Source organism: Amycolatopsis mongoliensis, from assembly GCF_030285665.1.
Lineage (GTDB): Bacteria > Actinomycetota > Actinomycetes > Mycobacteriales > Pseudonocardiaceae > Amycolatopsis > Amycolatopsis mongoliensis.
In genome coordinates, this window is sequence record NZ_CP127295.1 from 9593105 (window position 1) to 9614784 (window position 21680).

Sequence of the window (21680 nt, forward strand, 5' to 3'; positions counted from 1 at the left end):
GCAGATAGACTCGTAGCATGGGACACGGGCATGGACACCGATTCGGGCACGGACACAGCCACGACAGCGCCGACCGGGTCGACCACGCCCTCGAAACCAGCCGGCGCGGCCTGCGCACGCTGGGGTGGTCGTTCGCCGCGCTGCTCGCCACCGCCGTCGCGCAGCTGGTCCTCGTGCTCGTCACCGGGTCGGTCGCGCTGCTCGGCGACACCATCCACAACTTCGCCGACGCGCTGACCGCCGTCCCGCTCGGCATCGCCTTCCTGCTCGGCCGGCGGGCGGCGACGCGCCGCTACACCTACGGCCTCGGCCGCGCGGAAGACCTGGCCGGGGTGGTCGTCGTGCTGGTCGTCGCCGCCTCGGCGGTGCTCGTCGGGTACGAGTCCGTCCTGCGGCTGCTCGATCCGCAGCCGGTCGGCCACCCGTGGGTGGTCGCGGTGGCCGGGGTGATCGGCTTCGCCGGCAACGAGCTCGTCGCGCGGTACCGGATCAGGGTCGGGCGGGAGATCGGCTCGGCCGCGCTGGTCGCCGACGGGGTCCACGCCCGCACGGACGGCTTCACGTCACTGGCCGTCGTCGCGGGTGCGGCCGGGGTGGCGTTCGGCTTCCCGGCGGCGGACCCGATCGTCGGGCTCGGCATCACGCTCGCGATCGTGTTCGTGCTGCGCGACGCGGCGAAGGAGGTGTTCCGGCGGCTGCTGGACGCCGTCGACCCGGCGTCGGTGGAGCTGGCCGAGCGGACGGCTCTGGACGTCGAGGGCGTGCTCGGCGCCCATGACCTGCGGATGCGGTGGATCGGGCACCAGCTGCGGGCCGAGCTGGCGGTGACCGTCGCGGCGGACCTGACGGTCGGGGAAGCCCACGTGCTCGCGCACGCCGTGGAGCACCGGCTGGTGCACACGATCCCGCGGCTGGCCGCGGTCGTCGTGCACACCGAACCGGCCGTCGGCGCGGAACGCGCGCACCTCCCCTAGCCCGGCCTCAGCCGACGGGCTGCTCCGCCGGTTCCGGTTTCGGGTTCAGCACCCCGGCGAACACCGCCGCCAGCACGCACAGCACCACCGGCACCGCGAAGGTGACGTTCAGCGGCATCCACCGCGTCAGCCCGCCGATGAGCGCCGGACCCGCCAGCAGGCCCACGTACCCCAGCCCGACCACCCGGGCCATCAACGCCCCCGACGCCCGCGTGTCCAGGTTGCCCGCCGCCGTGAACAGCTGCGGGACGCCGCCCGACAGGCCCAGCCCGAACAGCGCCCAGCCCACCAGGGACAGCGGCACCCACGGCGCCGCCGCGGCCGTCGTCAGTCCCACCGCCGCCAGCGTCGCTCCGTAGCGGACGATCGCCGCCGGGCCGGCCCAGGCCGCGACGCGGTCGGTCAGGAACCGGCCGGTCGTCATCGCCACCGCGAACGCGCCGTAGGCCAGCGCCGCCGTCGAGGACGACGTGCCCAGGACCTTCTCCATGTGCAGTGCCGCCCAGTCGTTCGCCACGCCCTCCGACAGCATCAGCGCCAGCGCCAGCAACCCGAGCAGCCACACCACGCGACCCGGCGTGCGGCGGCGGGCCGGCGCGGCCTCGGACTCGGTGGCAGCGACCGCAGGCGCGTCCGACGGCTCCATCAGGAACCGCGCCGACACCAGCGAAAGCAGCACGCACAGCAGGCCGGTGCCGGTGAGCGTCACGCCGGTCGACACGCCCGCGCCGAGCGTCGCCGCGCCGATGACCGCGGCGAACGCGCCGCCGATCGACCACATCGCGTGGAAGGCCGCCATGATCGGGCGCGGGTATGCCCGCTCCACCACCACGGCGTGGGAGTTCATCCCGACGTCGATCGCGCCGTTGCCGAAGCCGAACAGGACGAGCGTCAGGCCCAGCGACCACCACGAGTTCGCGAACCCCGGGCCGCACAGGGCCAGGCCGAGCAGCACCCCGGCCGCCGGGACCAGGCGGCGGTGGCCGAGCCGGTCGACGAGCGGCCCGGAGATCTGCATGCCCGCGAACGCCGCACCGCCGAGCACCAGCAGCAACGCGCCCAGTGTGCTGTGCGAGATGCCGGCCGCGCGCTCGACGTTCGGGATGTGCACGACCCACATGCCCATCGCGAACCCGTTGAGGCCGAAGAACATGAAGGTCGCGAACCGGGCGGCGCGCGGGCGGGGCGGGGCGGTCGTCATCGGTTCTCCAAGGGGACGGCGACGTGCACGAGCACGCCGAGGCCGGCCAGCGCCGTGCGCTGGTCCTCGGGCGCGCCCGGGTCGGTGATCACTACGTCCGCGCGGTCGGCGGGACAGACGTGGGCGAGCGCGGCGCGGCCCCACTTGGCGCCGTCGGCGAGCACGATCGCCCGGGCCGCGACGTCGAGGGCCGCCCGCTTGACCTCGGCGTCGCCCAGGTCGAACGCGGTGAGCCCGGCGTCGAGGCCGAACGCGCAGGGGCTCAGCACGGCGACGTCGAAGCGCAGGGCGCGCAGCGACGCGACGGTCAGCGGGCCCACCAGGGCCTGCTCCCCCGGCCGCGGCTCGCCACCCGGCAGGAGCAGCCGGACTCCCCCGTCGTCGGCCAGCTCCCGGGCCGCGTGCAGGGAAAGCGGCATCACGGTGACCGGGCGCCCGCGCAGCAGCCGCGCCAGTTCCAAGGCGGTCGTGCCGCTGTCGAGGACGATCGTTTCGCCGTCGCGGATCAGCTCGGCCGCCGCGACCGCGATGGCCCGCTTCGCCGCGACCGCGGCCGTCGCGCGGGCGGCGAACGGCGGCTCGATCCCGGACGGCGACGCCGGCACGGCTCCGCCGTGCACCCGCCGCAGGACCCCGCTCGCGGCCAGGTGGTCGAGGTCGCGGCGCACGGTCATCTCCGACGCGCCGGTCGCCGAGGCCAGTTCCGCGACCGCCACCTGGTCGGCGCCGCGCAGGCGCTCCACGATGATGCGATGCCGTTCCGCGCTCTTCACACCGCGATGCTCGCAAGCCGCGAACATTCGCACAACCGACTTGTTCGTCCGCTCACGTCGCTTGTGCGAAACACCGCTGCGGCATGATGGTGCCGTGCACGCCGCCGAGACCACCGCGACCCCGTGACCGGGGGCTACCTGAAGGGCCGGATCCGCCGCGAGGACATCATCACGGCGGCGGCCGCGGCGTACGGCGAACTCGGCTACCACGGCTCGTCGCTGCGCGAGATCGCCAAGCGCGTCGGGATTTCGCACGCCGGCCTCCTGTACTACTTCCCGACCAAGGAGGCCCTGCTCGCGGCCGTCCTCGAACGGCGCGACGCCGAAGACTCCGAGCGCGAGCAGCTGACGGTGCCGCCCGGCCTCGAGGTGCTGCGCCACTTCGTCGCGCTCGCCGAGCACAACGTCCGCCACCCCGGCATCGTCGACCTCTACTCCCGGCTCGCCGCCGAGGCCGTCGCCCCGGACCACCCGGCGCACGAGTACTTCGTGCGCCACTACCGGGCCGCGCGCGAAGGCGTGCACGAGTCCTTCGCGGTCCTCGCGGCGCGCGGCGAACTGCGCGACGGCGTCGACCCCGGGCTGGCGACGCTGACGTTCATCGCGCTGATGGACGGCCTGCAGGTGCAGTGGCTGACGGTCCCCGGCGACGTGGACCTGGTCGGATCGCTGCGTTTCTACCTGCAGAACCTGCTCACCGTCCCGCTCTAGAGGGTCTTCGCGTGCGGGTCCCAGCCCGCCGGCAGCGCGGGCGGGACGTCCACGGTGCTCGCGACCTCGACCGTCTGGCCCCGCGTGAGGGACTCGTCGATCGCCAGCATCGCGTCCAGCACGTGGTAGGCCAGCTCGCCGGACGCGCGTTCCGGCACGCCCGCGCGGATCGCCCGCGCCAGTTCGAGCGCGCCCGTGCCGCGCGACGCCGCGTGTCCGTGCGGCGTCAGCTCTTCCGGTTCGGCGTGCCCCGGCAGGTGCAGTGTCGTCGAGCCGTCGAACCGGTTGGGGTCGGGCAGGACGGCGGTGCCGAGCGTGCCGGTCAGCTCGACGAACCCGGTGCGCTTGAGCGCCGAGTCGAAGCTCAGCACGAGCTGGGCGGACCCGCCCGCTTCGAACTCGACGAGCGCGGTGACCGTCGTCGGCACCGTCACCGGGAACTCCGTCCCGGCCCGCGGCCCGGACCCGATGACCCGGGTGTCGCGCGCCCGGCCCCCGGCCCCGGTGACGCGCCGGATCGGGCCGAGCAGCTGCACCAGCGTCGTCAGGTAGTACGGGCCCATGTCCAGCAGCGGGCCGCCGCCGGCCTGGAAGAGGAACTCCGGTGCCGGGTGCCAGCTCTCCGGGCCGGGCACCTGGAACAGGGCCAGCGCGGTCAGCGGCCGTCCGATCCGGCCCGCGTCGACGGCCTGGCGCGCGGTCTGCAGCCCCGCGCCGAGAACGGTGTCGGGCGCGCTGGCCACGCGCAGGTTCTTCTCCCGCGCGCGATCCAGCAGCTTCCGGCCGGTCTGGCGGTCGAGGGCCAGGGGCTTCTCCGCCCAGACGTGCTTGCCCGCTTCGAGGGCGGCGAGCCCGACGTCGACGTGCGAAGCCGGGATGGTCAGGTTGACGACGATCTCGACGTCCGCGTCGTCGAGCAGCTCGGGCACCGTGCCCGAGTGCGGAACGCCGAACTTCTCCGCCTGTGCCGCGGCGCGCGCGGTGTCGAGGTCGGCGACCCGCAGCACGCGGACGTCCGGGAAGCTCGTCAGGTTCTCGAGGTAGGTGCCGCTGATGACGCCGGCGCCGACGATCCCGACGCCGACCGGCCCGCCGGTCACCGGCCCGCGCCGGTCAGGAAGGCGTGGCTGGCGGCGATGGCTTCGAAGAGGTCACCGTCGTAGGCGTCGAACTCGACCACGCGCAGCGCGTCCGGCGCCGCGGCGAGCACGTCGGCGACGGGCACCCGGCCCTGCCCGGCGGGCACCTGGCCGGTGGCGTCGGTGGCCAGGCCGCCATCCTTGACGTGGATCGCGCGGACGCGGTCGCCGAGCCGGCGCAGCAGGGCGGGCACGTCCTCGCCGCCCGCGGTCGCCCAGTAGGTGTCGACCTCCAGCGCGACGGCCGGGTCCAGCTGGCCGGCGAACACCTCGAACGCGCTGCGGCCGTCGATCCGGGACTCCAGTTCCCACCAGTGGTTGTGGTAGCCGACCTGCACGCCGTGCTCGGCCGCGACCTTGGCGGCGGCGTTGAGCGCGTCGGCGGTCGCGGCGATGTCGGCCGGGTCCTGCCACTGCTCCGGCTTGACCAGCGGGTCGATGACCAGGCCGATGCCCAGCTCGGCCGCCGCGGCGAACACGGCCGCCTGGTCGGCGCCGATCAGGCGGGCGTGCGCGGTCGGGGCGGTCAGGCCGTTGGCGGGCAGCCCGGCCCGCAGTGCTTCGACGTTCTCGACGACGCCGTACGGCTCCACCCGCGTGAAGCCGATGGCGGCGAGCCGCCGCAGGGTGTCGGCGGGATCGGCCGCGAAGGCGTCGCGGACCGAATACAGCTGCACGGAAAGCTCGCTCATCACCGGCTCCTGGAGGTCGCGGGGTCCCTTGAATTTCTACCACTTGGTCAAAATTGACACCAGGGATTTCCCGGCCGGTCCACCGGACGGCCGCACCGGCGTGCCCAGGCTCACGGCCGCGGTTGTTTTGGCGAGGGCCGGTTGGGGCAGTAACGCTTTGACGAGGTCAAGGCCGATCCGACCCGGGAGGTGCCGGTAGTGGACAGGGCAGGGGACGAAGTGGACACGGGGGCCGTCGGCCACCCGGCGTCCCGTCGCGACCTGACGGAACTGTCCGAGGCCGCCCGGGACCTCGACCGCCGGATCGAGCAGCACCTCGCCCGGCTGCGCCGCGAACGCGCCGAGCGCGCCCGGGACGACATCCCTGACCAGCGGCTTCGCCCGAGCGGCTGACCTCGCGTTTACCGCGCGGACGCGGACTACTACGCTGGGTGGCCCAGCTTCCCGCCGAAGTCCTGCGAGGTTGCCATGTCCGAGACGCCGTCCCCGAGCCAGACGCCGGTGGGAGTCGATCCCGCCCGGCCGAGCATCGCGCGGATCTACGACGGGTTCCTCGGCGGCAACAACTACTACGAGGTCGACCGCGTGGTGATGGAGAAGATCCGCGCGGCGGTCCCGGAAGCGGTCGACATCGCCCGCGGCAACCGCGGCTTCCACAACCGCGCGCTGCGGATGCTGGCGAGCCAGACCAAGATCGGGCAGTACCTCGACTGCGGGTCCGGGCTGCCCACGGCGGAGAACACGCACCAGATCGTCCAGCGCATCGACAAGGACCACACCGTCGTCTACGTCGACAACGACCCCGTGGTCCTCGCGCACGGCCGGGCGCTGCTCGTCGAGAACGACTTCACGCACATGGTCGAGGCGGACATCTTCAAGCCGGAAGCCGTGCTCGGCAACGAGGAGGTGCGGCGCTACATCGACTTCTCGGAGCCGGTCGCCCTGCTGCACGTCGGCACGATGCACCACTTCGAGGGCGACGGCGCCGTCGAGGTCATGCGGGAGTACATCGACGCGCTGGCCCCGGGTTCGTACGTGGTGCTGTCCCACTTCTTCGACCCCGAGGTGCCGGAACTGACCGCGATCGCCAAGCGCATCGAGAACATCCTGACCCAGGGCCCGCTCGGCGCCGGCCGGTTCCGCGCGCGGGCGGAGATCGAAGCCATGCTGCCGGGCCTGGAGTTCCTCCAGCCGAACGCGACCTCCGCACCGGGGCTGGCGGTGTGCGACGAGTGGTGGCCGGACGGCCCCCGGCTCACCCCGCTGTCGGGCGCGGCCCGGTGCGTGGCCGGGATCGTCGGCGTCAAGCGCTGACTCGATCCACTACGGGCGCAGCCGCCACAGGTGGTCCGCGGTGCCGCTGTCGGCGAACTGCACCACCTGCGCACTGTCCGCCGTGGACATCCGGTCGACGCCGAGGACCTTGCCGGAGTTGCGGTTGAGGATCCGGAACCAGCCGCTGCCGTCGTCACGCAGGCGCCACAGGTGGTCCGCGGACCCGTTGTCGGCGAACTGCACGACGATCGCACTGTCCGCGGTGGACAGCTGATCGACGCCCAGCACCTTGCCCGAGTGGACGTTGCGGATCAGGAACCAGCCGTCGGCCGCTGCCTCGAACGTCCACAGGTGGTCGTCGGTGCCGTTGTCGGCGAACTGCACCACGCGCGCACTGTCCGCAGTGGACATCTGGTCCACGCCGAGCACCTTGCCCGAGTTGCGGTTCTCGACCCGCACCCGGCCGTCCGGCACCAGCCGCCACACGTGGTCCGCCGTGCCGCTGTCGGCGAACTGGACGACCTGCGCGCTGTCCGCGGTCGACATCCGGTCCACGCCGAGGACCTTGCCGGAGTTGCGGTTCTTCAGCCGCCACCAGCCGTCGCCGTTGTCCAGCAGCTGCCAGAGGTGGTCCGCGGTACCGTTGTCGGCGAACTGCACGACGATCGCACTGTCCGCGGTGGACATCTGGTCCACCCCGAGCACCTTGCCCGAGTGGTGGTTGCGGATCCGGTACCAGCCGTCTCCGTTCGCGACGAGGTGCCAGACGTGGTCGTCGGTGCCGTTGTCGGCGAACTGCACCACCCGGGCACTGTCCGCAGTGGACATCTGGTCGACACCGAGGACCTTGCCCGAATTGCGGTTCACGATCCGGAAGCCCGCTCCCCCGCCGCCCGGCGACCACGGGTGGCCGTCCGGGGCGGCCGTCGGGAACGACGTGACGCGCAGCCGCGCGGCCCCCATCGGGATCAGCGTGACCGTCTCGACCGGGGCCTCGCTGCGCGCCGGTGACGCCTGCAGCGGCGTCACGACGTTCTGGTCGTCCGCGGTCCATTCGGCGATCTTCCGGGCGGGCGCGGTGATCTTGACCGGCGCGGTGTCCGGCGTGAACGGGTTGGCGGGCAGCGCCCCGCCGGCCGCGGTGAAGGTCAGCGCCGCGTCGGTCGTGAGGCCGTAGTTCCAGGGCGTCGTCGCGTGCACCGCGTACTCCGGGAACTGGGCGTTCCCGCCGATCTGCTGGTAGTTCTCGCCGATCTTCAGCGAGTACGTCAGCGGACCGTGGTCGACCGACACCGAGTCGTGGTTCGCCGACCACGTCCGCGTCGTCGTGCGCTGCGGCAGGGTGAGCGTGACGACGTCGCCGTTCGCCCAGGTCCGGTCGACCTTCACGAACGACGGCCCGGCCGTCGCCGCGACCGCCGCCCCGGCCACGACCAGGCGCGGCGCCGCGCACCACGAGGGAATCCGGAAGTACAGCGGGAAGGCGAGCCGCTTCGGGGTCCGGACGGTGAAGGTGACCTGCTCGGAGAACGGGTAGGTGGTGTCCTCGGTGATGGTCACGGAGGTGCCGTCGCCGACCTTCGCCGTGACGCTGCTGGCGGAGTACATCGCGGCCGCGAGACCGTTGTCGGGCGTGGCCAGCCACAGTTCTTCGGTGAAGTACGGCCAGCCCATGCCGTAGTTGTGCGGGCAGCAGCGGTACTGGTCGACGCCCGGCAGGTAGGCCTGCATCGCGAAGCCGTTCTGGAACTGGCCTTCGCTCTTGGGCACGTTGTCGAGGTCGACGCTGTTCGCGCTGGTGATGTAGTGGACGGCGCGCCCGGCCGGGTCGAGGGCGGCGGGCAGGGAGTTGAAGGCGAGGTCCTCGCAGCGGTCGGCCCAGACGGGGTCGCCGGTCAGCCGGGTGAGCAGCTGGTGGCTCGCCATGAATTCGACGATCCCGCAGGTCTCGAAGCCCTGCCGCGGGTCGCCGAAGCCGGGCCGCGCGTTCTCGTCCCCGGCGAAGCCGCCGCCGGGGAACTGGCCGTAGGTGGCCATGACCGTGTCGTAGTCCTGGTAGGTGGCCTGGGTCAGGCTCGCGTTGCCGGAGCGCAGCGCGTACTGGGCGGGCTCGCGGAAGCCCTGGGCGATGTTGACGTTGTGCAGGCTGGGCAGGGTGCCGACCCAGCTGGCGCCGTAGGTGTGGATCTTGTCGGCGAGGTCGAGCAGGAAGGTGTTGCCGGTGCGGTTGAAGAGCCAGAACACGCTGTCGAGGCCGTCGCCCCAGCGCACGGACACCCAGCTGGAGTCGAACGCGCTCTTGCCCTGGGCGTTCATGTAGCGGAGGAAGCGGGTGAGGAACGGGATGACGCGGGCGTCGCCGGTGTACTCCTGCCAGGAGCGCAGGGCCTGCAGCAGCGGGAGGTACGGCCAGAAGTCGGGGCCGTTGTTGAGCGCGGTGCGCAGGGCGGTGGGCCCGAAGAAGCCGTCGGGCTGCTGGGTGGCGAGGATGGCGTCGATCCACTTGGCGGCGGTGGCTTTCGCGGTGGCGTCCCCGGTGACGGCCGCGAGGTCGACGTAGCCGCGCAGCCAGTAGGGCACCTCCTCCCAGCCGGTGCGCTCGGGGTGGACCCAGCCGCTGGTGGCGAAGTCGAGGAAGTGCGAGGTCTCGGGGTAGTGCCCGCAGAGGCCGTCGAGCTGCAGTTTCAGCTGGCCGGCGAGCCAGCCCCGCGCGGTGACGGCCCCGGGTGGCAGCTTGAGGAAGGCGGCGGGCTTCAGCGGGGCGGCGTTCGGCGTGTAGAAGCCGCCCTTCGCGGGGGTGACCTTGCGGCAGCGGAGGACCGCGGCGGCCGCGTTCGGCGCGGTTGCCCCGGTCAGCAGGGTGGCGGCGACGGCTCCGGTGACGAACTGCCTGCGGCTCAGCGACACGGGACGGCCTCCGCTCGTCTTTACAACGTTGTAAAAGACGTTCTACCCGGTAGATACAACGTTGTAAATCCGCCGTTCGTCGGAGAGGCGAAGCCGGGCCGGCTCGCGGGGCGGGGGCGGGCCCGCTTCGCGAGTGGGCGGCTACGGCACGTGCGACGAGACAGGGTCGGCCGCCGCCGGCCCGGGTCCGGCAGCGGACCCTGCTGCCGGATTGCCCGGTTCCGCCTCGGCACCGTCCTCGGTGGACGCCTTGTCGCGCACCCGCTTCAGCTTCACCTCGAACCGGCCCTGCAGGCCCGTGCGCGCGATCACCGCACCGGCCGGGCTCGGTCAGGCGATTCAGTCAGGCGATCGTGCGCAGCCGGCGGAGGGCGAAGTACACCAGTGCCGCCGTCAGCACCGCGAAGATCCCCGTCTCGATGCCCTGGAACGTCCAGAACCGGCCGCCCGGCTGGTACTGCAGCCAGTTGTACGCACCGGGACCGGCCGCGCTCTGCCCGCAGCCGCCGGGGCCGCACGGGCCGATCTCGGAGTTCGGCAGCACCATGTCCCCGGCCGCGTTGCGGACACCCTGGGAAAGCACCCAGTCGCCCGACGCCGTGTTCGGTGTCTGGTTGCCGTCCGGGAAGAACGTCAGCGTCTGCGCGGGCAGGTAGCGCGGCCGGGCCAGGACCTCGATCGCGATACGGACCGCCGCGAAGCCGACCAGCGCGATTCCCATGGCGGGCAGCACCTTGCGCCAGTACGTCCCCGCGAAGACACCCAGTGCCAACGCGAACAGCGTGTACGCGATCGGGACGACGCCCTGGACGTCGAACGAGAAGTACCCCAGCCGCCCGGTGCTCGCGGTGACCAGCGGCTCGAACCACCACGAGACGCCCAGCGCGTACGCGACCGCCAGCACCACAGTGATCCCGCCGACCAGGCCGAACTTCACCAGCGCCCAGTGGAGGCGGCTGACGCCCTGCGTCCACACGAGACGGTGGGTGCCCTGCTCGACCTCGCGGGCGACCAGCGGCGCGCCGAAGAATACCCCGACCAGCACCGGCAGGACCACGAACAGCACGGCGACGAACACCATCCCGCCGAACTGCTGCTCGAACTGGTGGCCGAGGCCGGCGCAACGGGACACCTCCTCGGTCTGCGTGATCATCGACGCGCTGCCGAGCGCGGCCCGGCAGGCGGGCAGGCCGAGGCTGTCGTACTTCGTGTGCATCGCCAGGCCCGTCGGCACCATGATCGCGGCGAGCGCGACCAGGGCACCGAGGGTGAACAGCGCCTGCTTGCGGTGCTGGCGCCAGGTCAGCCAGATCATGCCGGCACCCCCCACGAGGTCGCGGCGACAGGAGTCTCCGTGGCTTCGGCCAGGTGGGCCAGCACCAGGTCCTCCAGGGTCACTTCGTGCTCCGTCCACAAAGGATCGATCGGCCCGTCGCCGCGGCGGACGAGCAGGGTCGACTGACGCTCGGTGTGGCTCGCGCGGACGACCTTGGCCACGCCGGCGATGGACTCGCTGCCGGCCCGCGGGCCGACCAGCGTGCGGTGCGTCTCGAGCAGCTCGTCGACCGCCCCGGCCAGCTGGACGCGGGACTGCTGCAGGACGATCAGGTGGTCGCAGCTGCGTTCGAGGTCGGCGAGCAGGTGCGAGGACAGCAGGACGGTCGTCTCGCTTTCGGCCACCGCGCCCATCAGCGCCTGCATGAACTCGCGGCGTGCCAACGGGTCCAGGCTCGCGATGGGCTCGTCGAGCAGCAGCAGCCGCGGGCGCTTGGCCAGGGCCAGCGCCAGCGCGACCTGCGCCCGCTGACCACCCGACAGCTTCCCCACCGGCTGGTCCGGCGGGATGCCGAGCCTGGCCAGCCGTTCGCGGGCCAGCGCGGCGTCCCAGCGGCGGCGGTTCAGCTTGCCGCCCATGGTGACCAGTTCCGCCGCAGTGAAGTCCCGGTACAGCGGGGTGTCCTGCGCGACGAACCCGACGTCGGGGAGCACCGACCGCGGGTCGCGGCCGAAGACGCGCACCTCCCCCGCGTCCGGCCGCAGCAGCCCGACGGCCAGGTGCAGCAACGTCGTCTTGCCCGCGCCGTTCGGGCCCACCAGCGCGGCGATCCGCCCGGCGGGCACCTCCAGCTCGCAGTCCTGCAACGCCCAGGTGCGCCCGTAGCGCTTGCCCAGCGCACGGGCCTGCACGGCCAGCTCCATCTCCGGAACTCCCTACGCAAGGTTGCGGGGCACCGCGGTGCCCCGCAACGTGGTCTCGATCAGGGCGGCGATGTCGTCGGCCGACATCCCCGCGGCTTCGGCGCGCTCAAGCCAGGCCACCAGCTCGTCGCGCAGCTGCCCCTGGCTGCCCAGCGACGGGCCGGCCAGGCTGCCGGTGACGAACGTGCCCACCCCCGGCCGGCCTTCGGCGAGCCCCTCCAGGACCAGCTCGCGGTAGGCCTTGAGCACGGTGTTCGGGTTGATCGCCAGCGCCTGGGCCACATCCCGCACCTTCGGCAGCTGGTCGCCGGGGCGCAGCAGGCCGACCCGCAGCGCCTGCTTCACCTGGACGACGAGCTGCATGTACGTGGCGACCCGCGAGCGGCCGTCCAGCACGAACTCGATCACCGGACACCTTCCTATTGTCTTACGACATTAAGACAACACCCGGGAACGCGCCGCTGTCAAGAAGCGCCTGCCGGGCATAGGGTCTCGATCGGGACGCACACCGGCACCGGGAGGCAGGCATGTCGTTGTTGGACGGGCTGAGCAAGGCACTCGGCGACGGGTCGATCGAGATCGTCGACCTCACCGCTCCCCTGAGCGAGAGCACGCCGATCCTGCAGCTGCCGGAGCCCTTCGCCAACACCATCCCGTTCCGGCTGGAGGAGATCAGCCGCTACGACGAGCGCGGCCCGCGGTGGTACTGGAACGACATCCACACCGGCGAGCACACCGGCACCCACCTCGACGCACCCGTCCACTGGGTGTCCGGGAAGGATGGTCACGACGTCTCGCAGGTGCCGCTGAAGACCCTGGTCGCCCCCGCGGTGGTGCTGGACTTCTCGGCAAGGGCGGCCGAGGACCCGGACTTCCTCCTGTCGGTCGACGACGTCCGCGCCTGGACGGCCGAGCACGGCCCGCTGCCCGACGGCGGCTGGCTGCTCTACCGCACCGGCTGGGACACGCGCAGCGCCGACCAGGCGGAGTTCCTCAACGCCGACGAGTCGGGCTCGCACTCCCCCGGCGTCTCGCCCGAGTGCGCGCGGTGGCTCGCCGAGGAAACCCCGATCACCGGGCTCGGCGTCGAAACCGTCGGCACCGACGCCGGCCAGGCACCCGGCCTCGAACCGATGTTCCCGTGCCACGAACTCCTGCTGGGCGCCGGGAAACACGGCCTGACGCAGCTGCGGAACCTCGCCACGCTGCCGCCGACCGGGACACTGCTGGTGGTCTCGCCGCTGCCGATCGTCGGCGGGTCCGGCAGCCCGGCCCGCGTACTGGCGCTGGTGGAGCGGTGAACGTCGCCGGACTCGTCGGCCGGACGCTGGCGGGCCTGGGCGCCGGGACGGCGTTCGGGGTGGTCGGCAGCGGCAACTTCGAGGTGACGAACGCGCTGCGCGCGGGCGGCGTCCGGTTCGTCGCCGCCCGCCACGAGGGCGGCGCGGCGAGCATGGCCGACGCCTACGCGCGGATGAGCGGCAAGGTGTCGGTGCTGTCGCTGCACCAGGGCTGCGGGCTGACCAACGCCGTCACCGGGATCACCGAGGCCGCCAAGAGCCGGACGCCGATGCTCGTGCTCGCCGCCGACTCGGCCGGCGCGTCGGTGCTGTCGAACTTCCGCATCGACCAGGACGGGCTGGCTACCGCGGTCGGCGCGGTGCCGGAGCGCGTGCACTCGGCCGCGAGCGCGGTCGCCGACACCGTGCGGGCCTTCCGGACCGCGCGGCAGCAGCGCCGCACGGTCGTGCTGAACCTGCCGCTCGACGTCCAGGCCCAGCCCGCGCCCGAGCCGCCGGACGCGCTGCCGGCGATCCCGGGACCGGCTCCCCTGCGGCCGGACGCGGCCGCGGTGGCCGAGCTGGCGGACCTCCTCGCGGCCGCCGAGCGGCCGGTGTTCGTCGCCGGCCGCGGCGCGCGAGGCAGCCGGGAACCGGTGCGGGACCTGGCTTCGCGCTGTGGTGCGCTGCTGGCGACGTCGGCCGTCGCGCACGGGCTCTTCCACGGCGACCCGTTCGCCCTCGGCATTTCGGGCGGGTTCGCGTCCCCGGCGGCCGCCGAGCTGATCGTCGGGGCCGATCTCGTAGTCGGCTGGGGCTGCGCGCTGAACATGTGGACCACCCGGCACGGGAAGCTGCTCAGCCCGCACGCGAAACTCGTCCAGGTCGACGTCGAGCAGAGCGCGCTGGGCGCGCACCGGCCGGTCGACCTCGGGGTCGTCGGCGACGTCGCGCGCACCGCCACCGACGTCCTGGCCGTGGCGAAGGAGCAGCAGGGCTATCGCACCGGTGAGGTGGCCGCCCGGATCGCGGCGGGCCGCTGGAACGACGTCGACCACGACGACCTCTCCCGGGGCGGCCGGATCGACCCGCGGACGCTGAGCAAGCTCCTGGACGAGCTGCTGCCCGCGGAGCGGATCGTCTCGATCGACTCCGGCAACTTCATGGGCTACCCGAGCGCTTACCTCTCGGTGCCCGACGAGCAGGGGTTCTGCTTCACGCAGGCGTTCCAGAGCATCGGGCTGGGCCTGGGCACGGCGATCGGCGCCGCGCTCGCCCGTCCGGACCGGCTGCCGGTGCTGGGCACCGGCGACGGCGGGTTCCACATGGCACTGTCCGAACTGGACACCGCGGTCCGGCTCGGCCTGCCGCTGGTGGTGGTCGTCTACAACGACGCCGCGTACGGCGCGGAGATCCACCACTTCGGCGACGCCGACATGACCACGGTCCGGTTCCCCGACTCCGACCTCGCCGCGATCGGCCGCGGCTTCGGCGCCGACGGCGTGACGGTGCGATCCGCCGAAGACCTCTTCGCGGTGCGCGACTGGCTCGCCGGACCGCGCAGCGGACCGCTGGTCATCGACGCGAAGATCGCCGACGACGGCGGGTCGTGGTGGCTCGCGGAGGCGTTCCGGCACTGACCCGGCCTTGACAGCGCCCCGGGCGGAGCTGGATGCTGACCGAGTTGTCTTACAGTCGTAAGACAGTGGGGGAAGTCGTCCGAGGAGCCGTCATGCGCATCTTCCGCACCGTCCTGGCCGTGCTCGCGGCCGCGACCCTGGTGGCCGCACCGGCCGACGCCGGTCAGCCGAGGCCACCGGACGCCGCGGGCGCTCTGCTCGCCGCGTTCGACACCCATTCGATCGTCGCGAAGTCCAGCCCGGACGTCGGGACGTTCCTGTTCGACCTCGTCCGCGACCCGCGCTTCCCGGGCCGCGTGGACGACATCGCCGTGGAGTGCGGGAACTCGCTGCTCCAGCCGCTGCTGGACGCCTACATCGCCGGGGGCGACGTACCCGACGTCAGCCGGGTCTGGCGGGACACGACCCAGCCGAGCTGCGGCTTTTCGACGTTCTACGAGCAGCTTTTCGCCTTGGTGCGGCAGGTCAACACGACGCTGCCGGCCGCGCGGAAGATCCGCGTGCTGGCGTGCGACCCGCCGATCGACTGGAGCCGCATCCACACGCCGGCGGACGTGGAACCGTTCCACGACCGCGACGCGTCGATCGTGTCCGTGGTGAAGACGCAGGTGCTGCAGAAGCACCGCAAGGCACTGATGCTGTTCGGCCTGGGTCACCTGACGCACAACGGCGGCAGCGGCGCGGTCGCACAGCTGGAGCGCGAGTACCCGGGCGCGGCGTACGTCGTGGCGGACCACCGCGGGTTCACGTCGGACAACGCGCGGCTCGAAAAGGGACTCGGCCCGTCGCCGTCCCTGACCCCGCTGACGGGGTCCTGGTTGGGCACCCTCGACACGACGTACTTCCCGACGAACCGCGACTACCCGCCGGGGACCAAGGGGTATCCGGGCGTCGACGCGTATCTGTACGAGGGCCCGGCCGAGCTCCTGCTGCGCGAACCGTTGTCCGCCCGGGCCATCCTCGACACGGACTACCTGAACGAGCTCCGGCGCCGCGCGACCGCCATCGACACACCACCGGGCGGGCTCGAGTGGCCGGAAACCTTCTTCGAGCGCGAGCGTGCCGCGGGGGTGCTGCTGCGCGGCTAGTCTCGCGCGTCTCAAGTTCGTTGACGGGCGGTGTGGGGCAGGATTTCGTCGGCGGTCTTGGTCCAGGTGAACGGGTGGCAGCGGGTGTTCCACCCCTCGATGAAGCCGCGGATCGCGGCGACGAGTTCTTCGACGTTGCCGAAGGATCCGCGGCGGATCGCTTGGCGGGTGATGATGCCGAAGAAGACTTCGACGAGGTTCAGCCAGGAGCCCGAGGTAGGCGTGAAGTGCAGCGTGATCCTCGGGTTCCTGGCCGGCCAGGCGTCGACCTCGGCGTGCTTGTCTAGCGTGGGGAATCGGCGCTCCCGCACCGAGCGGGAAGCAAGAACGGCAAGCGCCGATTTCCCACGCCCCGGCGGAGCCGTATCTTCAAAAGCCGCCCACCCGATGCACCACCCAAACATTGGGTTCAACGTAAACAGCGAAATCCCCCGCAGCGGAGACGAAAACCGGAGCAAGAGCCCCCGGGACAACGACAACACCATCCCGGTCGAAGGCCAACCCGGTCCACCGCCGCCACTCGGCCAACGGAGCCTGGACGGTCGCCGAGCAAGGCGCGACTGCCCCGATCCGGCCACCGGCGCGCACGTGGGTGCGCAGCCAGCGATCGGCGGGCAGGCCGTCCGCCCGTGTCTCGGCGGCGTAGTCGCGCATCGGCATCTCCGGGACCGCGGCCTTGCCAGGCGGCCGGACGGGGATCACGAGCGCCCCCAGCCCGGCGGCCGCGACGGCTTCGCGCATCGCCTCCAGCACCGTGCGGGAGTGGCCGCGGGACTGGTGGTCCGGGTGCACGGCGATCTCCAGCGCGCACGCGGTGTCCGGCGTGACGTCGTCGAGGGCGTCTTCCGCGGCCCACACGGCGACCTCGTCCCAGCCGCGGGCGGGGAGCGAGCCGCGGCCGCGGAACGGCACCATCACCCCGCGCGCGACCGGCCGCCCGCCGTCGAGCAGCGCGACGACCAGGTGCGGCCAGCGCCGCGCGACCCGGCGGCCGCGCACCAGCAGGCTCGGGAGACTGCCGGCCATGAACTCCGGGGAGTCCGGCGGGTACGGGATGGCGTAGGTCGCCTCGGCCAGGTCGGGACGCTGCGCGAGCGTCACGAGCACGTCAGGTCCCCCGTGCCCAGGACTCGAGGGCGATCAACGTCTTCGTGCCGGTCACCTGGTGGTGGCGGCGGATCTCGTCGATCGTCTTCTGCAGGTGGGCCATGTCGCGCACCCGCAGCCACACCAGCGCGTCCGGGTCGCCCGCGATCGTGAACACCGCCTGCGCCTCGGGCATCCGCGTGGTGGTGCGCAGGATCTCGGCGACCTTCGTGTTCCCGACGAACCGCAGCTCGGTGAACGCCTCGATCCCCCAGCCCAGCTTCGCGTGGTCGACCTGCACGGTGAACCCGGTGATCACGCCGGTCTCCCGCAGCCGGTCGATCCGGCGCTTGACCGCGGCCGTCGACAGCGTGACGCGGCCCGCGATGTCGGACAGCGTCCGGCGGGCGTCCTCGCGCAGCAGGCCGAGGATCTCGTGGTCGGTCGCGTCGAGGAGCTCTTCGGTCATGCGCCCGAGCGTAACCTCGCGCAAAAAACCGGACCAGTCGACGCGAATGCCTGCCGAAATTTGCGTGTGAGACCTTGATCCGACAGTGCCTGTTGCGTCAGGGTGACCCGCGCCGCACTGTGCCTCACAACACTGTGCTCCGAAGCACATCGACGCGAAGGAGGCCCGCGCCGTGGAGACGTTCACGCTGGACGACCGGTACCTGCGAGAGGCCGGGACCGTGCACCTGACCGGGGTGCAGGCCCTGGTCCGGCTGCTGTTCGACCGCGTCCGCCACGACCGCGCCCACGGTGGCGACCCCGCCGTGTTCGTCTCGGGCTACGAGGGCTCGCCGCTGGCCGGCTACGACCTCGAACTCGGGCGCCGCGCGAAGCTGCTGGAGAAGCACGACGTCGTGCACCGCCCGGGCCTCAACGAGGAGCTGGCCGCGACCTCGGTCATGGGCAGCCAGCTCGTCGCGGGCGCCGGTGGGCGGCGCGGCGTCACCGGGTTCTGGTACGGCAAGGCCCCCGGCCTCGACCGCGCCTCCGACGCCCTCCGCCACGCCAACCTGGCCGGCACCGACCCGCGCGGCGGCGCTGTCGCCCTGGTCGGCGACGACCCGAACGCGAAGTCCTCGACCGTGCCGTGCGCGTCCGAACTCGCCCTCGCCGACCTGGCGATCCCGATCCTCTACCCGGCCGACTCCCAGGACGTCCTCGACCTCGGCATGCACGCGGTCGAGCTGTCGCGCGCCGCCGGGGTGTGGACGTCGCTGAAGATCGTCGCCAACGTCGCCGACGCTTCGGGCACCGCCACCGTGGGTCCGCAGTGGACGGCACCCGAGATCGCGAAGGCCTACCGCCACACGCCGACGTCCCGCCTGCTCGGCACGAGCCTCGCCGAGCTGGAACGCAGCCTCTTCACCGTCCGGCTGCCGCTCGTGCTCGACTACCTGCGCGCGGCCGGCATCAACCGGATCACCGCGCGCGGGCCGGCCGACCGGATCGGCATCGTGTCCGCCGGCAAGTCCTACCTGGACCTCCAGCAGGCGCTGCGCGCACTGGGTCTCGACGCGGAGGCTCTGGCGAAGCACGGCATCCGCGTGCTCAAGCTCGGCGCGATCCACCCCCTCGAACCCGGCATCGTCCGCGAGTTCGCCGACGGGCTCGACGAGATCGTCGTCGTGGAAGAGAAGCGCTCCTTCGTCGAGACGGCGCTCAAGGAGATCCTCTACGGCGTCCCCGGCGCGCCCGCCATCACCGGCAAGAAGGACCGCGCCGGCCGGACGCTGTTCACCGAGCTCGGCGAGCTGGACCCGGACGCCGTCGCGACCGGCCTGGCCCGGCGGCTGCCCGCGGGCATCCCGTCGGTCGACGCCTGGCGCGGCCGCCGGCGCCGCGAGCGCATCTCCGTGCCGCTGCTCGCGCGGACCCCGTACTTCTGCTCGGGCTGCCCGCACAATTCGTCGACGAAGGTCCCCGAGGGGACGCTGGTCGGCGGCGGCATCGGCTGCCACACCATGGCGCTGTTCATGGAGCCCGACCAGGTCGGGACCGTCCTCGGCGTGACGCAGATGGGCGGCGAGGGCACCCAGTGGATCGGCATGGCGCCGTTCGTGGAGGCCGAGCACTTCGTCCAGAACATCGGCGACGGCACGTTCACCCACTCCGGCAGCCTCGCCGTGCGCGCGGCGGTCGCCGCCGGCGTGAACATCACCTACAAGCTGCTCTACAACTCCGCTGTCGCGATGACCGGCGGTCAGGACGCCGTCGGCGGGCTGCCGGTGGAGAAGGTCGCCGAGCTGCTGCTCGTCGAAGGCGTGAAACGGGTCGTGATCACCAGTGACGCGCCCGCACGGCTGCGGCGCCGGAAGCTGCCCGCCGGGGTCGAGGTCCGCGACCGCACCGAACTCCTTGCCACGCAAGAAGAACTGGCCGGCATCAAGGGCGTCACCGTGCTGATCCACGAGCAGGAGTGCGCGGCCGAGAAGCGGCGGAAGCGCCGTCGCGGCAAGCAGGAGACGCCTGCGACGCGGGTCGTGATCAACGAGCGCGTCTGCGAAGGCTGCGGCGACTGCGGCACCAAGTCGAACTGCCTGTCGGTGCAGCCGGTGGCCACCGAGTTCGGCCGCAAGACCGCGATCCACCAGTCGTCGTGCAACGTCGACTACTCCTGCCTGGCCGGGGACTGCCCGTCGTTCGTCACCGTCGTGCCGACCGGGAAGAAGCAGCGGCGGAAGCTCGGCGAGCTGGCCGCGGACGCGGTGCCCGCTCCCCCGGCCGCGGCGAAGGACTTCACCGTGCGGATCACCGGGATCGGCGGCACCGGCGTGGTCACCGTGACCCAGATCCTCGCCACCGCCGCGGTGCTCGACGGGCGGCACGTCCGCACGCTCGACCAGACCGGGCTGGCCCAGAAGGGCGGCGCGGTGGTGTCCGACCTGAAGGTGACGGCGGAGCCGGTCGAGCAGGCCCCGAAGCTGGCCGCCGGCGAGTGCGACCTGTACCTGGCGTGCGACGCGCTGGTCGGGGCGGACGCGGCGAACCTGGCCGTGGCCGACGCCTCCCGGACCACCGCGGTCGTCTCGACCACCGAGGTGCCGACCGGCCGGATGGTCGTCGACACGACGGTGGCTTTCCCCAGCCCCGGCAGCGTCCTCGCGCCGCTGGAAGCCGCCGCGGCGCGCACGGTGTCCCTGGACGCGCGCGGCCTGGCCGAGGAGCTGTTCGACGACGACCAGTTCGCGAACGTGCTGCAGCTCGGCGCGGCTTTCCAGACCGGCGCGATCGGCCTGCCCGCCGAGGTGATCGAGCGCGCGATCGAGCTGAACGGCACCGCGGTGGCCGCGAACCTGCAGGCCTTCCGCCGCGGCCGTCAGCTGGTCGCCGACCTGGGCGCGCTCACGACGTCGCCCGCTCCCGCGCGGCCGGTCGCGCAGCCCGCCGCGCGGGAGCTGGTGCACGCCGCGCCGGAGTCCGAGCTGGCGCGGCTGCTCGACGTCCGGGTCCCGGAGCTGGTCGCCTACCAGGACGAGCGGTACGCGCGGGCGTACGCGGAGTTCGTCGAGCGGGTGCGGGTGCTGGAGGACGGGCCGACGGAGATCACCGAAGCGGTCGCGAAGCACCTGTACAAGCTGATGGCCTACAAGGACGAGTACGAGGTCGCGCGGCTGTCGCTGGACCCGGCGTTCACGGCGGACCTCGAGGAGCAGTTCGGCGAGGGCACGAAGTACGCCTACCGCCTGCACCCACCGGTCCTGCGGGCGCTCGGCATGAAGCGCAAGATCAGTCTGGGCCCGTGGTTCCGCCCGGCGTTCCGGCTGCTGCACGCACTGCGGCGGCTGCGCGGCACCCGGTTCGACCCGTTCGGCCGCGCCGAGGTGCGGCGGGTCGAGCGCGAGCTGATCGAGGACTACCGCACCACGGTGCTCGAAGCCTTCCAGGCCTCCGACGCCGACCGGGCCCGGGTCCTGGCGCTGGCCGAGCTGCCGGACCTCGTCCGCGGCTACGAGGACGTCAAGCTGGCGAACGTCGCCCGGTACCGCGAGAAGCAGGCCGAGGTCCTCACGCTCGTAGACAGCTCACGCTCGTAAGTAGCTCAGCATCGCCTGGGCTTCGTCGGGGACGCGCAGCTTCGCGCTGACGTCCCCGGCGTGCTGCCGGGCGGCCGTGGTGCCGATGCCGAGCAGCCGCCCGATCGTCGGCACCGAGTGGCCTTCGGCCAGCAGCGCGACGACCTCGCGTTCGCGCGCGGTGAGCGTCGCGACCGGGTCGCCGGGGCGCGGCCGGGCCAGCTGGACGGCGACGACGTCGCGGTCCAGCACCGTGCCGCCGGCGGCGACGCGCTTGAGGGCGTCGAGGAACTCGTCCGGCTTCCCGACCCGCTCCTTGAGCAGGTACCCGGCGCCGCCCCCGCCGGCGGCCAGCAGGTCGCCGGCGTAGCCGTCCTCGACGAACGCCGAGAGCGCGAGGATCGCCAGCCCGGGGGCGAGCCGGCGCGCTTCCAGGGCGGCCCGCAGGCCCTCGTCGGTGAACGTCGGCGGCATCCGGACGTCGACGACGGCCAGGTCCGGGTCCGCCATCTCGACGGCGGCCAGCAGGTCACCGGGGTGGTCGACGGCGGCGGCGACGTCGAACCCTTCGCTGCGCAGGAGCAGTACCAGCCCCTCCCGCAGCAGGGCGTCCTCTTCCGCGATCACGATCCGCACGACGGCTGCCTCCTCGCCTCCACGTCCTCTCCCTGCCTGGATGCACGGATCGGGCGG

General features: G+C 72.6%; 20 protein-coding genes and 1 pseudogene. 8 read left to right on the top strand and 13 right to left on the bottom strand.

Annotated features, from left to right (window positions below; genetic code table 11):
- Positions 1-17 precede the first annotated feature (17 nt).
- Positions 18-974 carry a cation diffusion facilitator family transporter gene (locus QRX60_RS45895; RefSeq protein ID WP_285997740.1) on the top strand — a complete coding sequence of 319 codons (957 nt, stop codon included), beginning with the start codon at positions 18-20 and terminating at the stop codon, positions 972-974.
- Positions 975-981: 7 nt separating this feature from the next.
- Here the strand turns inward: QRX60_RS45895 and QRX60_RS45900 are convergent, their stop codons facing one another.
- On the bottom strand, positions 982-2175 hold the full coding sequence (locus tag QRX60_RS45900; RefSeq protein ID WP_285997741.1) for an MFS transporter: 1194 nt from the start codon (positions 2173-2175) through the stop codon (positions 982-984).
- Positions 2172-2948 carry a DeoR/GlpR family DNA-binding transcription regulator gene (locus tag QRX60_RS45905; protein WP_285997742.1) on the bottom strand — a complete coding sequence of 259 codons (777 nt, stop codon included), beginning with the start codon at positions 2946-2948 and terminating at the stop codon, positions 2172-2174. The genes QRX60_RS45900 and QRX60_RS45905 overlap by 4 nt, the downstream gene beginning before the upstream one ends.
- A 123-nt stretch (positions 2949-3071) precedes the next feature.
- On the opposite strand from QRX60_RS45905, the gene QRX60_RS45910 reads away from it, so the two are divergent.
- On the top strand, positions 3072-3659 hold the full coding sequence (locus tag QRX60_RS45910; RefSeq protein ID WP_285997743.1) for a TetR/AcrR family transcriptional regulator: 588 nt from the start codon (positions 3072-3074) through the stop codon (positions 3657-3659).
- Here the strand turns inward: QRX60_RS45910 and QRX60_RS45915 are convergent.
- Together QRX60_RS45915 and QRX60_RS45920 are read right to left on the bottom strand one after the other, a co-directional pair.
- Positions 3656-4759 carry a Gfo/Idh/MocA family protein gene (locus QRX60_RS45915; protein ID WP_285997744.1) on the bottom strand — a complete coding sequence of 368 codons (1104 nt, stop codon included), beginning with the start codon at positions 4757-4759 and terminating at the stop codon, positions 3656-3658. The two genes, QRX60_RS45910 and QRX60_RS45915, sit on opposite strands and share 4 nt — an antisense overlap.
- Positions 4756-5490, bottom strand: a complete 735-nt coding sequence (locus QRX60_RS45920; RefSeq protein WP_285997745.1) for a sugar phosphate isomerase/epimerase family protein — start codon at positions 5488-5490, stop codon at positions 4756-4758. The genes QRX60_RS45915 and QRX60_RS45920 overlap by 4 nt, the downstream gene beginning before the upstream one ends.
- Before the next feature lie 198 nt (positions 5491-5688).
- On the opposite strand from QRX60_RS45920, the gene QRX60_RS45925 reads away from it, so the two are divergent.
- Together QRX60_RS45925 and QRX60_RS45930 are read left to right on the top strand one after the other, a co-directional pair.
- Positions 5689-5883, top strand: coding sequence for a hypothetical protein (locus tag QRX60_RS45925; protein ID WP_284742694.1), 195 nt, complete (start codon positions 5689-5691; stop codon positions 5881-5883).
- Between the two features lie 75 nt (positions 5884-5958).
- A complete protein-coding gene (locus QRX60_RS45930) occupies positions 5959-6804 on the top strand; it encodes an SAM-dependent methyltransferase (protein ID WP_285997746.1) in 846 nt (281 codons plus the stop codon).
- A gap of 9 nt (positions 6805-6813) precedes the next feature.
- Here the strand turns inward: QRX60_RS45930 and QRX60_RS45935 are convergent, their stop codons facing one another.
- The 5 genes from QRX60_RS45935 to QRX60_RS45955 all read right to left on the bottom strand — a co-directional run bounded on the left by QRX60_RS45935 (position 6814) and on the right by QRX60_RS45955 (position 12279).
- Positions 6814-9672: an RICIN domain-containing protein gene (locus QRX60_RS45935; protein WP_285997747.1), complete on the bottom strand. Its 2859-nt coding sequence runs from the start codon at positions 9670-9672 to the stop codon at positions 6814-6816.
- 141 nt (positions 9673-9813) lie between these two features.
- Positions 9814-9984 carry a hypothetical protein gene (locus QRX60_RS45940; RefSeq protein ID WP_285997748.1) on the bottom strand — a complete coding sequence of 57 codons (171 nt, stop codon included), beginning with the start codon at positions 9982-9984 and terminating at the stop codon, positions 9814-9816.
- Positions 9985-10015: 31 nt separating this feature from the next.
- Positions 10016-10987 (bottom strand): ABC-2 transporter permease, encoded by a 972-nt coding sequence (locus QRX60_RS45945; protein WP_285997749.1) that lies wholly within the window; start codon positions 10985-10987, stop codon positions 10016-10018.
- The gene (locus QRX60_RS45950; protein ID WP_285997750.1) at positions 10984-11871 is read right to left on the bottom strand and encodes an ABC transporter ATP-binding protein; all 888 of its coding nucleotides are present in this window, start codon (positions 11869-11871) and stop codon (positions 10984-10986) included. The genes QRX60_RS45945 and QRX60_RS45950 overlap by 4 nt, the downstream gene beginning before the upstream one ends.
- A 12-nt stretch (positions 11872-11883) precedes the next feature.
- A complete protein-coding gene (locus QRX60_RS45955; protein WP_285997751.1) occupies positions 11884-12279 on the bottom strand; it encodes a GntR family transcriptional regulator in 396 nt (131 codons plus the stop codon).
- A 119-nt stretch (positions 12280-12398) separates the two neighbouring features.
- Here QRX60_RS45955 and QRX60_RS45960 point away from each other — a divergent pair, with 119 nt between their 5' ends.
- From QRX60_RS45960 to QRX60_RS45970, 3 genes are all read left to right on the top strand, one after another.
- Entirely contained in the window at positions 12399-13172 is a 774-nt protein-coding gene (locus QRX60_RS45960; protein WP_285997752.1) for a cyclase family protein, read from the top strand.
- Complete coding sequence (locus QRX60_RS45965; RefSeq protein WP_285997753.1) at positions 13169-14791, top strand: thiamine pyrophosphate-binding protein; 1623 nt, start codon at positions 13169-13171, stop codon at positions 14789-14791. Before QRX60_RS45960 ends, QRX60_RS45965 begins: the two co-directional genes overlap by 4 nt.
- A 92-nt stretch (positions 14792-14883) precedes the next feature.
- Positions 14884-15879: a hypothetical protein gene (locus QRX60_RS45970; protein WP_285997754.1), complete on the top strand. Its 996-nt coding sequence runs from the start codon at positions 14884-14886 to the stop codon at positions 15877-15879.
- Positions 15880-15890: 11 nt separating this feature from the next.
- On the opposite strand, the pseudogene QRX60_RS45975 reads toward QRX60_RS45970, so the two are convergent.
- The 3 genes and pseudogenes from QRX60_RS45975 to QRX60_RS45985 all read right to left on the bottom strand — a co-directional run.
- A pseudogene (locus QRX60_RS45975) lies at positions 15891-16160 on the bottom strand (IS630 family transposase); the annotation flags it as partial.
- Between the two features lie 88 nt (positions 16161-16248).
- Entirely contained in the window at positions 16249-16986 is a 738-nt protein-coding gene (locus tag QRX60_RS45980; protein ID WP_285997755.1) for a hypothetical protein, read from the bottom strand.
- Between the two features lies 1 nt (position 16987).
- Positions 16988-17434 (bottom strand): Lrp/AsnC family transcriptional regulator, encoded by a 447-nt coding sequence (locus tag QRX60_RS45985; RefSeq protein ID WP_285997756.1) that lies wholly within the window; start codon positions 17432-17434, stop codon positions 16988-16990.
- Positions 17435-17582: 148 nt separating this feature from the next.
- Here QRX60_RS45985 and QRX60_RS45990 point away from each other — a divergent pair, with 148 nt between their 5' ends.
- Positions 17583-21008, top strand: a complete 3426-nt coding sequence (locus tag QRX60_RS45990; protein ID WP_286003833.1) for an indolepyruvate ferredoxin oxidoreductase family protein — start codon at positions 17583-17585, stop codon at positions 21006-21008.
- Here QRX60_RS45990 and QRX60_RS45995 read toward each other — a convergent pair.
- Complete coding sequence (locus tag QRX60_RS45995) at positions 20997-21623, bottom strand: response regulator (RefSeq protein ID WP_285997757.1); 627 nt, start codon at positions 21621-21623, stop codon at positions 20997-20999. The two genes, QRX60_RS45990 and QRX60_RS45995, sit on opposite strands and share 12 nt — an antisense overlap.
- Positions 21624-21680: the final 57 nt, after the last annotated feature.

Bases quoted from the DNA above. Each gene is read 5' to 3' on its own strand.
- QRX60_RS45895 (WP_285997740.1), top strand. From the start codon at position 18: ATGGGACACGGGCATGGACACCGATTCGGGCACGGACACAGCCACGAC.
- QRX60_RS45900 (WP_285997741.1), bottom strand. From the start codon at position 2,175: ATGACGACCGCCCCGCCCCGCCCGCGCGCCGCCCGGTTCGCGACCTTC.
- QRX60_RS45920 (WP_285997745.1), bottom strand. From the start codon at position 5,490: ATGAGCGAGCTTTCCGTGCAGCTGTATTCGGTCCGCGACGCCTTCGCG.
- QRX60_RS45930 (WP_285997746.1), top strand. From the start codon at position 5,959: ATGTCCGAGACGCCGTCCCCGAGCCAGACGCCGGTGGGAGTCGATCCC.
- QRX60_RS45945 (WP_285997749.1), bottom strand. From the start codon at position 10,987: ATGATCTGGCTGACCTGGCGCCAGCACCGCAAGCAGGCGCTGTTCACC.
- QRX60_RS45950 (WP_285997750.1), bottom strand. From the start codon at position 11,871: ATGGAGCTGGCCGTGCAGGCCCGTGCGCTGGGCAAGCGCTACGGGCGC.
- QRX60_RS45960 (WP_285997752.1), top strand. From the start codon at position 12,399: ATGTCGTTGTTGGACGGGCTGAGCAAGGCACTCGGCGACGGGTCGATC.
- QRX60_RS45970 (WP_285997754.1), top strand. From the start codon at position 14,884: ATGCGCATCTTCCGCACCGTCCTGGCCGTGCTCGCGGCCGCGACCCTG.
- QRX60_RS45985 (WP_285997756.1), bottom strand. From the start codon at position 17,434: ATGACCGAAGAGCTCCTCGACGCGACCGACCACGAGATCCTCGGCCTG.